Source organism: Cupriavidus sp. 22TCCZM04-2 (assembly GCF_057798895.1).
In genome coordinates, this window is sequence record NZ_JBYOJS010000004.1 from 1 (window position 1) to 13,036 (window position 13,036).

Here is a 13,036-nt window from a genome sequence, read left to right on the forward strand (position 1 = left end):
CGGCGTGTGTCAAGGTAGTTGTCGCGTCCGCCGCTATGCTGCTTTCCGGTACTCCTTAGGCTCCAGCTCAGCCCGCTCGGGGTTCAGGTAGACCACTGGATCCAGCTTCCAATTCCGGATTCCCCGCGACCAGCGCTGCGGGTGCCGGGCGCGCGCAGCCTGATACACCACCATTCGTCGCGCCAGCAGGGGTATCGCTTCCCCGCGGTGCCGCTGGTTCGGCGTGACATACTTCAGCCCGCTGTGACGGTGCTCCTCGTTGTACCAACGCACGAACCGATGCACCCATTCACGCGCCTGTTCCAGCGTATCGAATGGCCTCTCGGGCCACAGCGGGCAGTACTTGGCCGTACGGAACAACGCTTCGGCATAGGCGTTGTCGTTGCTCACGCGTGGGCGGCTGTATGACGGCACCACGCCCAGATCCTGCATCGCAGCGCGCATGCTCAGCCCCTTCATGACGCTGCCATTATCAGAGTGCAGCACCAGCGGCCGCCCAGCCGTTTGCTCGCGCAGACAGCCCAGTTCGAGCAGCCGGCGGGCATGCTCCACCGACTCGCTCTCGTGCACTTCATTGACCACCAGCTTGCGGCTGTAGATGTCCTGCATCATGTACCAGTAGAAGAAGCGACCCTTCACCGTAGTGGGCATCCACGTGATGTCCCAGCACCACACCTGATTGGCACCGTCTGCACGATGCGTGGTCGGCGCGCGGGGCTTGGCATTGTGACTGCGTCCACGTCGCCGGCTCTGCCCTGCAGCCCGAAGCACACGGTAGAACGTCGATTCCGACGCCAGGTAGCGGCCCTCGTCGGCCAACTTCGGCACGATCTGGTGCGGCGTCAGGCTCTCGTAGCCAGGCTGGTTGGCCGCTGCCAGCACGGCCTGCCGTTCTGCCTCGCTGAGCTTGTTCGCCGGCACCGGGCGCTGCGCTCCCGGGCGGCCATCCTCTGGCGCATGGCGCCAGCGCTGCAAGGTGCGCTCACTCAAGTCCAGTTCCTCGCAGGCCCTGGACTGGCGTGCACCGCTCTTTACCGCTTCATCGATCAACGCAATGGCATCGCGGCGATCCGAGACGTTGATCAGTCTTCCTCGTCCCTTCCCCAGATCGCCTCGGCTTTTTTTCTCAGCACCAGCAGCGCTGCTGTCTCAGCCAGCGCCGCATCCTTGCGCTTGAGTTCGCGCTCAAGATCCCGGATCCGCTTCTGAGCCGCCTGTTCCTCGCGGCGCTGCGCCAGGTCAGGCTTGTCTGGTGTCTTGGCATTGGCCTGCTCGCACGCGGCCCGCCACGCCCGGATCTGTTCCGGCTGAATACCCTTCCTGCGGCAGTATTCGGACAGCTCCGCCTCACTCAGGGGCGCCGTCTCCAGCACCACTCGGAACTTGTCCGCACTGGACCACTTATCACTTTGTTTGCCGTTGCCTGGCACAACCTTTCCTTGCTCTCGGGCCGCGTTGCGCCAGTTGCGCAGGCACACCGTTGTAATGCCTGTCTCCCTGGCCAACTCCGCCACCGACCGGTTCAAGGGCGGCTTCATCTGCTCGACCACCCATTCTTTGTACTCCGCCGGATAAGGCTTCATCTTCCAACCGTTACCGCCCCCCATTGTCCTTCATCGAAAGGCAGCGAGGCGACAACTATCCTGACATGGAGGGGAGCGACAAAAAGTAACCAAAAAACGCGTTTACCTGCGGGCACAAGCCCAAGCGCGTAGAACCCACCTCCTTCGAAATCGCTGATCTGGGAGTGGTGCCCCTTTCCAGCGACTGAGTCATTCCGGTCTCTCTCCCTGGTGCCGCCCATTTCGGCAAAACGATTAAAATCCAGGCTTCGCTTCCGCTACTGCCATGCACGCTCCTTTCGACGCCATCCTCCCCGCGCCTTTTGGCAAGGTCGGCGTACGTGCCGACGATGCGCAGATCCGCGAGATCTTCTATTTGCCTGCGAACGTGGAAAGCGTGGCGCCGCGCAGCGCGATCATCCTGCGGCTCGCTGCGCAACTGGACGCCTATTACGCTAACGCGGATGCGCCCTTTGACGTGCCGCTGGCCATTGCCGGCACGCCGTTCCAGCGGCAGGTATGGCAGGCGATTTGCGCGGTGCCGCGCGGCGGGCTGACTACCTATGGCGATATCGCACGCAAGCTAGGCGGCGTGGCGCGCGCGGTCGGCCAGGCCTGCGGGCAGAATCCGCTGCCGATCGTGATCCCATGCCATCGCGTGGTGTCCGCAAACGGCATCGGCGGCTTCTCCCACCATGCCGAGGACGGCTTCCACCTGGAAGTGAAACGCTGGCTGCTGCGCCATGAAGGCGCCATGCTGCTATGAAGCGTCCCGCCGGCACCAGCCGGACGACACGCAAGCCGCGCGCCATGCACGTCGATGCGGATGCCGCCGCACTCGATGCCGCCATCGCCCCCGAACTCGACCTCGTCGGCCGCTTCTGCGATGCCCTGTGGCTGGAGGACGGCCTGTCGCGCAACACCATGGACGCCTACCGGCGCGACCTCGCCTTGCTGGCGCGCTGGCTGCATCAAACCGGCAACGGTGGCCTGCTGGACATTGGCGACACCGAGCTGAATGCCTACTTCCTCGCGCGCCACCCCGAGACCCGCGCCTCGTCCTCGAACCGCCGCCTGGCCGTGTTCCGCCGCTTCTACCAGTGGGCGCTGCGCGAGCAGATGATCCAGGCCGATCCATGCATCCTGCTGCGCCCCGCCAAGCAGCCGCCACGCGTGCCCAAGACGCTCTCCGAAGCACAGGTGGAAGCCCTGCTCGAAGCGCCCGATACCGGCACGCCGCTCGGCCTGCGCGACCGCACCATGCTGGAGCTGATGTACGCGAGCGGCCTGCGCGTGTCGGAACTGACCCAGATGAAGACGGTGGAGATTGGCCTGAACGAAGGCGTGGCGCGCGTGGTCGGCGGCAAGGGCGACAAGGAACGCCTGGTGCCGTTCGGCATGCAGGCCGGCGACTGGCTGCGCCGCTACCTGGCCAGCGCGCGTCCCGCGCTGCTGGCCGGCCGCGCCTGCGACGCGCTGTTCGTCACGCAGCGTGGCGAAGGCATGACGCGCCAGGCCTTCTGGCACCTGATCAAGCGCCATGCGTTCGATGCCGGCATCAACGTGCCGTTGTCGCCGCACACGCTGCGGCATGCGTTTGCCACGCACCTGCTCAACCACGGCGCCGACCTGCGCGTGGTTCAGCTGCTGCTGGGCCACGCCGATATCTCCACGACACAGATCTACACCCACGTGGCGCGCGAGCGGCTGCGCGAGCTGCACCAGCAGCACCATCCGCGCGGCTAACGATCTGTTGTCCCGTCCTGCCTGCAACCCGACATGAGCAAATCGAAACATATCTCGGAAACCCCGGCTACCCAGTTCCTGCGCCGGCAGGGCACCGCCTTCGGCGAGCATCCGTATGAATACGTGGACCATGGCGGCACCGGCGAATCGGCACGCCAGCTTGGCGTGCCCGAACATGACGTGGTCAAGACCCTGATCATGGAAGACGAGCGCGCGCAGCCACTGGTGGTGCTGATGCACGGCGACTGCTCCGTGTCGACCAAGAACCTGGCGCGCCAGATCGGCTGCAAAAGCGTGCAGCCGTGCAAGCCCGAAGTCGCGCAGCGGCACAGCGGCTATATGGTCGGCGGCACCTCGCCGTTCGGCACGAAGAAGCGCATGCCGGTGTATGTGGAGGCGACGGTGCTGGAGCTTGAGAAGATCTATATCAACGGAGGACGGCGCGGCTACCTGATCAGCCTGGACCCGAAGCTCCTGACCACGCTGGTCGATGCAAAACCCGTGGAGTGCGCGCTGCCCGACTGACCCGCCGATGTCGGTGGCGGATATTGGGGAAGTCACGCTCGTGGCGAACCCGCCGCCGCGCTACAATCCCGCCAATTCCAGACAAGGCAGCCACTGCCCGCGCATCCCCTCATGGCCAACCTGCTATTCGCCCTTGCCGCCTACCTGATCGGGTCGGTCTCCTTTGCGGTCGTCGTCAGCAAGGTCATGGGCCTGCCCGATCCGCACAGCTACGGATCCGGCAACCCGGGCGCGACCAACGTGCTGCGCACCGGGAACAAGAAGGCGGCCATCTTCACGCTGATCGGCGACGCCCTCAAGGGCTGGCTCGCGGTCTGGCTGGCGAGCCGTTTCGGGCCCGCGTACGGCGTCGATGACAACGGCCTCGCCATGGTGGCGCTTGCTGTGTTCCTCGGCCACCTGTTTCCGGTGTTCCACCGCTTTGCCGGCGGCAAGGGCGTCGCCACGGCGGCGGGCATCCTGCTGGCCGTCAACCCGATCCTGGGCCTGGCCACGCTGGCCACCTGGCTCATCATTGCGTTCTTCTTCCGCTATTCGTCGCTGGCCGCACTGGTCGCAGCGATTTTCGCGCCGTTCTTCTACGTACTGATGGAAGGCATCGACGCCATGGCCGGCGCGATCCTGGTAATCGGCATCCTGCTGATCGCGCGCCACCGCCAGAACATCACCAAGCTGCTCACCGGCAAGGAAAGCCGCATCGGCGAGAAGAAGAAGGTCTGAGCGCCGCGCTGCTCTACTCCATCAGCGCCGGACCGAAATGCCGCCACGGATCGAATGGCGTCGCGACTGGCTGACGGGCTGCAATAAAGATGATGCGCGAGCGTGCCGGTGACTGGAGCAGCGCCGGCGCCTCAAGCGTCCAGCGCTTGCCGCAGATCTGCAGTAGCCGCGGCGCATCCTCACCTTCCAGGAACACCATGCCCTTGCCGCGCAACACGTGTGCGGGCAAGGCGTCGAGCGCGCGCTCCAGTTCGGCACGCCGGAAGCGGATCGACGAGGCAAAGCTGCTGCCGGCGAAGACATCGGCATGGTCGGCCCCGATGGTTGCGGCTTCATTGCCGATACCGCCCGCCATCGCGGTTGCGCCCAGGTCCGGCCCCAGGATCAGGCTCGGGTCGACCTCGCCGTGCCGGCATGCGTGCACGCGCGCATCCGGCACCTCCGCAGCCAGCCAGTCGCGCACCGCTTCCAGCGATGGCGCATCGACCAGATCCGCCTTGTTCAGCAGCACCAGGTCGGCCGCACCCAGCTGCGCACGCACGGTGTCGCCGACATAGCGGTCGGCAGCCAGGCGCCGCACGGCTGCGGCGTCCACCACCGTCACCACGCCTTCGCAGCGAAAGCCGGCATTGGCACGGCCGATCTGTGCGATGCGGGCCGGATCCCCCACCCCACTCGCTTCGACCAGTACGCGCCCGGGCGGATCGGGCAGCTGCAGCACCTTCAGAAAGGCCTGCATCAGGTCGCCGCCGACCGCGCAGCACACGCAGCCGTTGGTCAGGCTGATGATGCCCTCGGACATGCCCGGGGCACCACGGGCGATCAGTTCGGCGTCGATGTTGATGGCGCCGAAATCATTCACCATCACCAGCACGCGCTCGCGCTGCTGTGTGCGCAGCAGGTGGTTGAGCAGGCTGGTCTTTCCGGCGCCGAGAAAGCCGCCGAGCACCGTCAGCGCAATGTCCGGGCGTTGCATCAGGCATTCCCCGGCGCCGGAAAGACCTTGCCGCCCAGCACCGTGCCCCAGACGGGCACGTCGCGCAGGTTCGCTGGCGGCACCGCGAGTGGATCGTCTTCCAGCACCGCGAAATCGGCATGCTTGCCCACTTCGATGCTACCCACCAGATGATCCATGCGCAGCGTATAGGCGGCACCCAGGGTCATCGCGTGCAATGCGTCCTGCACCGAAATGCGCTCGCCCGCGCCCAGGACGCGGCCGCTCGCGGTCTGGCGGTTGACCGCGCACCAGGCGGTGAACAGCGGCCCGATCGGCGTGATCGGCGCGTCCGAGTGCAGGGAGAACGGCACGCCGCTGCGCAGCGCGCTTTGGGCGGCGTTCATGCGATTGGCGCGGTCCGGCCCGACCGTCATGGTGTAGTGCGCATCGCCCCAGTAGAACAGGTGGTTGGCGAACAGGTTGGCGCACAGGCCCAGCGCCGCCATGCGCCGGAACTGCGCGGGGGACGCAAGCTGGCAGTGCTGCAGCGTATGGCGGTGGTCCCAGCGCGGATGCTTGCGCAGCACGCCTTCGACCGCATCCATGGCCAGCTCGGTCGCTTCGTCGCCGTTGGTGTGGATATGCACCGTCAGGCCAGCGCGGTGATAAACGGCAAGCACCTCTTCTACCTGCTGCGGCGGCATCACCCACAAGCCGTTGGCGGCGCCGTTGTAGTAGCCCGGCCAGCTCATGCGCGCGGTAAAGCCCTGGATCGATCCGTCAATCACAAGCTTGACCAAACCGAAGTGCAGCTTGTCGGTATTGCCCTCCATCGCCTGCGCCACGCGCTGCGCGCCACCGCCTTCCTGATCGCGCAGCGGTGCGTAAGCCGGCACCATGCGCACGGGGAAATCGGGGTCCGCGGTGACCCGGCCCAGGTTGGACACGGCCTCCGCATCGAGGCTGTTGACCAGATCGGTCGCGGTGGTCACGCCGGCCTGCTGCGCCACGCGGCCAAAATTGCGGATGCCCTCCTCGGTTTGCCCGGCATCGAAGAACACATTGCCGAGCAGCCTGAACACCAGGAACATCGCGGCAAATTCCTGCAGCTCGCCGGTCGGCAAGCCGTCGCTGTCCTTGGCGATGCCGTCCACCGGCGTTGCGGCATCGATGCCCGCCGCTTCCAGCATGGCGGTGTTGACGTTCATCAGGTGCATGCTGGCATGCATGACCACGATGCGGCGCGTGGCCGAGACCTGGTCCAGGTGCCGCGCGGTCATGCGCGCTCGGCCGAAGTGGATCGGATCGAAGCCCCATGCCAGCAGCGGCTGTCCGGAGTCCTGCAACTGCGCCTGCGCTTCCCGCAGGCGTTCCACCACGGCGTCAAAGCTCTTCAGGCCGGGCCATACGCGCCCGTCCGGGCCGCGGCGGTCGTAGTAGCCGACATAGACGAACTTCCACATGCCGCCTTCGAGCAGATGCGAATGCCCTTCGATCAAACCGGGCATCAGTACTTTGTCGGCAAAGCGCGTGTCGAGCGTCGCCGTGCCCCAGCCGGCCAGGTCCTCGGCACAGCCTACGCCCAGGATGCGGCCGTCGCGCACGGCGACATGCGTGGCGACGGGTTGCATCGGATTCATGGTGAGGATCTTGCGCGCCGCGTAGACGGTGATGGGCGACTGGCTCATATGGGGTCTCCGATTATTCGTGTTGAAAGTCGTTGATGTCGTTGCGGCTCACGCAGCGGCCAGCGCCGGCTTGCTTGCCGGCACGCAACTGGCCATTGGCGAACGCGGCATGCCCTGCACCAGCTCGACGCGATGGCAGGCCACCGCATGGTCCGCGCCAAACTCGCGCAGTACGGGAGCCTCGGTCCGGCAGCGCGCCTCCGCCACCGGACAGCGCGTGTGGAAGCGGCAGCCGGCGGGCGGATTCAGCGGGCTGGGCGGATCCCCCTCGAGCCGGATGCGCGCACGGCTGGCCAGTTGCGCGGGATCCTTCACCGGCTCCGCGGACATCAGCGCGTGCGTGTACGGATGCAGCGGCGCACCGAACAGCCGCGCGCGGCTGCCGCGTTCGACGATCCGGCCGAGGTACATCACTGCAACCTCGTCGCACAGGTGCTGCACCACCGCAAGGTCATGCGAGATGAACACATAAGTCAGATCGCGCTCGTGCTGGATGCGCGCGAGCAGGTTGATCACCTGCGCCTGGATCGCCACATCGAGCGCCGATACCGGCTCGTCGCACACCACCAGCGACGGATTGACCGCCAGCGCCCGCGCAATGCCGATGCGCTGCCGCTGCCCGCCCGAGAACTGGTGCGGGAACAGTTGCTTCTGGTCCGGGCGCAGGCCGACCAGCCCCATCAGCTCGTCGACGCGTGCATCGATCTGCCGCGCGTCCATGCAGGTCAGCTGGCGCATCGGCTTGGCGATGATGGCCTCGACACGCTGGCGCGGATCGAGCGAGGAGTACGGGTCCTGGAAGATCATCTGGACCCGCCGCCGCATTTCAAGCTGTGCGGGTCCGCGCTCACGCAGCATGTCGATGCCATCGAGCATGGCATGGCCGCCCGTGCTCTGGATCAGCTGCATCAACGCCAGTGCGGTGGTGGACTTGCCGCAGCCGGATTCGCCGACGATGCCAAACGCGCTGCCGCGCCGCACCTGGAAGCTGATGCCGTCGACGGCATGGATCTTGGGCACCTTGGCGAAAGGATGCGGCCGGCGCAGGTTGTAGTGCACGCGCAAGTCGCGCACGTCGAGCAGGACATCCTGGTTCGAAGGCAATGGCATGGTTCAACCCTCCACGGCCACGGTGGCCGGTACAGCGCCGGCAGCTTCGCGCAGCCAGCAAGCCGCCAGGTGGCCGCCGTTATCGAACATCGGCGGCCGATCGCCGCAGCGGCTGGCCGCGCGCGTGCAGCGCGGCGCGAAAGCGCAGCCGGCGCCGAGCTGGTCCAGCGCCGGCACCACGCCCGGAATCTCGGGCAGAGGCGCGGGCCTGCAATCGCGCAGCGCACTGGCGGCATCCACATGCAGCACGCAGTCGAGCAGCCCACGCGTGTACGGATGCGAAGGCCGCGCCAGCACCGTATCGACGCGTCCTTCTTCGATCTTGCGGCCCGCGTACATCACCATCACGCGGTCGGCCAGTTCGGCAATGGCGCCCATGTTGTGGGTGATCAGGATGATGGCGGTGCCGAGCTGGCGCCGCACATCGCGCAGCAGGTCGAAGATCTGCGCCTGCACAGTGACGTCCAGCGCGGTGGTGGGCTCGTCGGCGATCAGCACCTTGGGACGGCCCGCCAGCGCCATGGCGATCATCGCGCGCTGGCGCATGCCGCCCGACAGCTCGTGCGCATACTGGTCAACGCGGCGGGCCGGCTCGGGAATCTTCACTGCATCGAGCAGCGCCACCGCTTCGGCGCGCGCGGCGCGCATGCCCATGCCGCGATGGCGCACGATGGTCTCGACGATCTGCTGGCCCACGGTGAAGACCGGGTTGAGCGCGGTCATCGGCTCCTGGAAGATCATGCCGATATCCCGGCCGCGCACGTCGCGCATGCGTGCGGGCGGCAGCGCGAGCAGGTCCTGGCCGCCAAGGCGGATGGTGCCTGCGGTGATGCGGCCCGGCGCTGGCACCAGTTGCAGCAGCGACAGGCTGGTCATGCTTTTGCCACAGCCCGATTCGCCGACGATGCCGAGCACCTCGCCGGCATCCAGGTGGAATCCCACATCGTCCAGGACGCGCACGGGTCCCTTGGCAGTGCGGAACTCCACGCACAGCCCCTCCACTTCCAGCAACGGCTTGCGGTCTCTTTCCATGCGGGCTCCTTCAGCGCTGGCGCAGTTTCGGGTTGAGGGCATCGTTGAGGCCATCGCCCACGAGACAGATGGCCAGCACCGTGAAGAAGATCGCCATACCCGGGAACATCACCGACCACCACGCTTCGAAGATCTGGTCGCGCGAATTGCCGATCATGTAGCCCCAGCTGGTGATATCGGGATCGGACAGCCCGATGAACGCCAGCCCGGACTCGAACAGGATGGCCACGCCGACGTTGAGCGCCAGCGCCACGATCAGCGGCGGCGAGGCATTCGGCAGGATCACGCGGAAAATGATATTGGCGTTGCTGGTGCCGATGGCGCGCTCGGCACGGACGAACTCGCGCTCGCGCAGCTTGAGGAATTCGGCGCGCGTCAGACGCGCCAGCGGCGGCCAGCTGACCAGCCCGATCACCACGATCACCGTGCCGATCTTGGCGCCGAACACCGCGACCAGCACCATCGCCAGCACGATGGGCGGCAGCACCTGGAAGAACTCGGTCACGCGCATCAGCACGGTGTCGATCCAGCCACGGTGATAGCCAGCCAGCGCGCCGACCAGCACGCCAATCACCAGCGTGGTCGCGGTGGCAGCGAGTCCGATGGCCAGCGTCACGCCGGCGCCGTGGATCAGTCCGGCAAGCACGTCGCGGCCGAGGTAGTCGGCGCCCAGCGGCGCATCCGCCGATGGCGGCGACAGCGGCGCGGCCACCACGTCCTGCGGATTGACGGCATAAAGCGCGGGTCCGATCAGGCCGGCCAGCGCAATGGCCAGCAGCACGAGCGCGCCGAGCACCGCGCCACGGTTATGCAGGAACAGTTTCCATCCGGTGTTCATTTCAGTCTCCGGTGCGAATGCGGGGATCGAGCAGGCTGTACAGGTAGTCGGTCAGGATGTTGGCCACCACCACCATCGCGCTGGACATCAGCAGGATGCCGAGCATCAGCGGATAGTCGCGGTTGAGCACGGCGTCCGAGGCCAGGCGGCCAAGCCCGGGCCAGTTGAACACGGTCTCGACCAGCACCGCGCCGGCCAGCGCGTGCGAGAACTGCAGCCCGGCCAGCGTGACGATCGGCAGCAGCGTGTTCTTGAGCGCATGGCGGTAGACCACCACGCGTTCGCTCATGCCCTTGGCGCGCGCGGTGCGGATATAGTCCGCGCCGAGCACGTCGAGCATCGTGGCGCGCGCCTGGCGGCTGTATTGCGCCAGGTAGATCATCGCCAGCGAAACCACCGGCAGCACCAGATGGTGCAGCACGTCTGCCGCCAGGGCCCAGCCCTCGGCGCGCTGGCCCATGGTGTACATGCCCGACGCCGGAAACACCGGCAGCCAGTAGGCGAAGGCGATCAGCAGCATCATGCCGCTCCAGAACACCGGCGCGGCAAAGCCTGCCAGCGACAGGAACGTCACCAGGCCGCTGACGGCGCCGCGCGGACGATGCGCCGACAGCGCACCGAGCAAGGTGCCGATCACCACGGCGAGCAGCAGCGCGGGCAGCACCAGCATCAGGGTATTCGGCACGCGATCGAAGATCAGCGTGGTCACGGGCTGGTGGAAGAAGAGCGAGTCGCCCAGGTGTCCGGACAGCACGTTGCCGACATAGGCCACCAGGCGCTGGCCCAGCCCGGCATCCAGGCCCATCTGCGTGCGCAGGGCCGCGAGCTGTTCGGCGGTCGCGCCGCCAGACTGCGCCGCGATCACGTCCGCTACGTCGCCGGGCGCGGCCGACAGCAACAGGAAATTGAGCACCACCACGGCCAGCACCATCAGGGCGCCGGCGCCGAGGCGGCGCGAGAGGTAGATCAGGGTATGCATGCGGAGCGGCCCGTTGGTTGATGATCGACGTGAGCGGCCCGCCGCGCCCATGGCACGGCAGGTCCCTTGTCCCTTCGGTACGGCCGGGCCTATTTGGCCCAGTACACTTCGTCGAACGGCGCGAACGCGCCCCAGATGCTGCCCGGCAGCCCGCGCAGTTTCTTGTTGGCGACCGAACTCACCGGCGCGGTGTTGAGCCACGCGACCGGTACCTCGCTGTTGACGATCTTCTGGAAGCGGTCGTAGAGCGCGGCGCGTTTGGCGGTGTCGGTCTCGGAGGCGGCCTCGGCAAGGATCTTGTCGACCTCGGCATTGGCATAGCCCTGCGTGTTGGACCAGATCACGCCCTTCTTGATATTGCCCGACTGGTAGGTGCGCGCGACGCCGATCACCGGATCGCCCCAGTTGAAGACCGAGTCGGTGGTCATGTCGAAGTCCCAGCTGGCGATGCGCTGCGACCAGGTCGGGAAATCCGGCGAGGGGCGCAGTTGCGCCTGGATGCCGACCTTGGCCAGTTGCGGGCGCAGGTACTCCGCCACCAGTTGCGAGGTATCCGGAGCGCCCGGCAGGAAGTCCAGGCGCAGCGCGAAGCGCGTGCCGTCCGCCTTCTTCGGATAGCCCGCCTCATCCAGCAGCTTGTTGGCGCGTGCCAGGTCCACCTTGTAGGGGTCCAGCGTCTTGCTATAGAACGGGCTGGCCGGATGGACCGGGCCCCAGGCCGGTTGCGAGCGGCCGCGCTGCAGCTTCTGCGAGATGAAATCGCGGTCGATGGCGTAGGAGATGGCCTGGCGCACCTTCACGTTGGCGAGCGGACCCTGGCGCGTGTTGAAGGCCAGCCAGTTCAGCGAGCCGACGCCCTCGTAGCCGCTGCGGGTGACCGTGAGCTTCGGATCGGCCGCGAGGCGGTCCACATCCGCGATACGGAACGGAGCGAAAGCAACGAAGTGAATGTCTCCGCGCTGCATGGCCAGCGCCGCCGCCGCGCGATCGGGCACGATGCTGTAGGTGATCTTGTCCAGGTACGGCTTGCCCTTGCGGAAGTAGCCGTCAAAGCGCGCCAGCGTGAGGTATTCGCCGGGCTTGTACTCGACGAAGCGGAACGGACCCGAACCGACCGGCGCGTTGTTCTTCGGGTTCTGGCGGATCGGCCCGTCGCTGTAGACATGCTTGGGCAGGATCGGCATCAGTGCCGGTGTCGAGCACGCGAGCAGCAGCGCCGGATTGGGCTGCTTGAGCCGGAACACTGCAGTGTGAGCGTCCGGTGTCTCGACCTTGTCCAGCGCTGCCAGCATCGCGGGGCCAAACGGATGATTGGCCTTGACGGTCTCGGCCGAGAACGCGACGTCGGCAGAGGTGATCGGCTTGCCGTCGTGGAATTTTGCGTCCTTGTTGAGCTTGAACGTGTAGGTCAGGCCGTCCGGCGACACGCTCCAGCTATCGGCGAGATACGGGTGGAACTGCCATTTCGCGTCGGCCTGCAGCAGGCTGGCGAACAGCTGCGATGCGGGCACACCCGTTGCCACGCCCGACTGGATGGCCGGGTTCAGCGAGTTGATCGCCGTGATCGAAAGCACATTGAGACTGCCGCCGCGCGTGACTTCCTCGCTGTGCGCGTGGGCAGCGGCGGACATCAGCAAGGCGGCGGTGCCGAGGCGCGTGCTCGCACGCACGATCTGTTTGAAGCTCGTCAACATCGGTTCTCCCTTCGTATCCGGCGTGCCGGCGCAAGCACCGGCAATGCCAGACCTGGCACGACCTAGAGGGTCCGTCCGCCCGGCAATGCGGCGGCGGCGATATCACTGACTTGAGGCGGGATCGAAGCGTGCTGTCTTGCACCGGCCCTCTGGTCTTATAGGCGAGGCGGCGCTGGACTCGATAGGTCCAGTTAAGGGGATTCGG

Annotated in this window: 12 protein-coding genes; 4 read left to right on the top strand and 8 right to left on the bottom strand. The window is 66.6% G+C overall.

Annotated elements, in window-relative coordinates; translation table 11 throughout:
- Positions 1 to 33: 33 nt before the first annotated feature.
- Positions 34 to 1,583 (bottom strand): IS3 family transposase gene (locus AC3FKG_RS07920; RefSeq protein ID WP_488742417.1). Its coding sequence is split into 2 segments (ribosomal slippage): positions 34 to 1,097 and positions 1,097 to 1,583, totalling 1,551 coding nucleotides; the frame shifts between segments, so codons are not numbered across the junction.
- Positions 1,584 to 1,848: 265 nt separating this feature from the next.
- Here AC3FKG_RS07920 and AC3FKG_RS07925 point away from each other — a divergent pair.
- The 4 genes from AC3FKG_RS07925 to plsY all read left to right on the top strand — a co-directional run bounded on the left by AC3FKG_RS07925 (position 1,849) and on the right by plsY (position 4,553).
- Positions 1,849 to 2,328 carry a methylated-DNA--[protein]-cysteine S-methyltransferase gene (locus tag AC3FKG_RS07925; protein WP_483710549.1) on the top strand — a complete coding sequence of 160 codons (480 nt, stop codon included), beginning with the start codon at positions 1,849 to 1,851 and terminating at the stop codon, positions 2,326 to 2,328.
- A 44-nt stretch (positions 2,329 to 2,372) separates the two neighbouring features.
- Positions 2,373 to 3,308 (top strand): site-specific tyrosine recombinase XerD, encoded by a 936-nt coding sequence (xerD, locus tag AC3FKG_RS07930; RefSeq protein ID WP_483711456.1) that lies wholly within the window; start codon positions 2,373 to 2,375, stop codon positions 3,306 to 3,308.
- A gap of 33 nt (positions 3,309 to 3,341) precedes the next feature.
- Positions 3,342 to 3,833, top strand: a complete 492-nt coding sequence (locus tag AC3FKG_RS07935) for an aminoacyl-tRNA deacylase (protein ID WP_488742808.1) — start codon at positions 3,342 to 3,344, stop codon at positions 3,831 to 3,833.
- Between the two features lie 111 nt (positions 3,834 to 3,944).
- Positions 3,945 to 4,553 carry a glycerol-3-phosphate 1-O-acyltransferase PlsY gene (plsY, locus tag AC3FKG_RS07940; RefSeq protein WP_488742809.1) on the top strand — a complete coding sequence of 203 codons (609 nt, stop codon included), beginning with the start codon at positions 3,945 to 3,947 and terminating at the stop codon, positions 4,551 to 4,553.
- 13 nt (positions 4,554 to 4,566) lie between these two features.
- On the opposite strand, the gene AC3FKG_RS07945 is transcribed toward plsY, so the two are convergent.
- The 7 genes from AC3FKG_RS07945 to AC3FKG_RS07975 all read right to left on the bottom strand — a co-directional run bounded on the left by AC3FKG_RS07945 (position 4,567) and on the right by AC3FKG_RS07975 (position 12,831).
- Positions 4,567 to 5,529 carry a CobW family GTP-binding protein gene (locus AC3FKG_RS07945; RefSeq protein WP_488742810.1) on the bottom strand — a complete coding sequence of 321 codons (963 nt, stop codon included), beginning with the start codon at positions 5,527 to 5,529 and terminating at the stop codon, positions 4,567 to 4,569.
- Positions 5,529 to 7,178: an amidohydrolase gene (locus tag AC3FKG_RS07950; RefSeq protein ID WP_483710545.1), complete on the bottom strand. Its 1,650-nt coding sequence runs from the start codon at positions 7,176 to 7,178 to the stop codon at positions 5,529 to 5,531. Before AC3FKG_RS07950 ends, AC3FKG_RS07945 begins: the two co-directional genes overlap by 1 nt.
- A gap of 48 nt (positions 7,179 to 7,226) precedes the next feature.
- Positions 7,227 to 8,288: an ABC transporter ATP-binding protein gene (locus AC3FKG_RS07955; RefSeq protein ID WP_488742811.1), complete on the bottom strand. Its 1,062-nt coding sequence runs from the start codon at positions 8,286 to 8,288 to the stop codon at positions 7,227 to 7,229.
- 3 nt (positions 8,289 to 8,291) lie between these two features.
- Complete coding sequence (locus AC3FKG_RS07960) at positions 8,292 to 9,320, bottom strand: ABC transporter ATP-binding protein (protein WP_488742812.1); 1,029 nt, start codon at positions 9,318 to 9,320, stop codon at positions 8,292 to 8,294.
- A gap of 10 nt (positions 9,321 to 9,330) precedes the next feature.
- A complete protein-coding gene (locus AC3FKG_RS07965) occupies positions 9,331 to 10,158 on the bottom strand; it encodes an ABC transporter permease (RefSeq protein WP_483710542.1) in 828 nt (275 codons plus the stop codon).
- 1 nt (position 10,159) lies between these two features.
- Positions 10,160 to 11,137, bottom strand: a complete 978-nt coding sequence (locus AC3FKG_RS07970; RefSeq protein WP_483731349.1) for an ABC transporter permease — start codon at positions 11,135 to 11,137, stop codon at positions 10,160 to 10,162.
- Between the two features lie 89 nt (positions 11,138 to 11,226).
- Positions 11,227 to 12,831, bottom strand: coding sequence for an ABC transporter substrate-binding protein (locus tag AC3FKG_RS07975; RefSeq protein ID WP_483710540.1), 1,605 nt, complete (start codon positions 12,829 to 12,831; stop codon positions 11,227 to 11,229).
- Between the last annotated feature and the right edge of the window lie 205 nt (positions 12,832 to 13,036).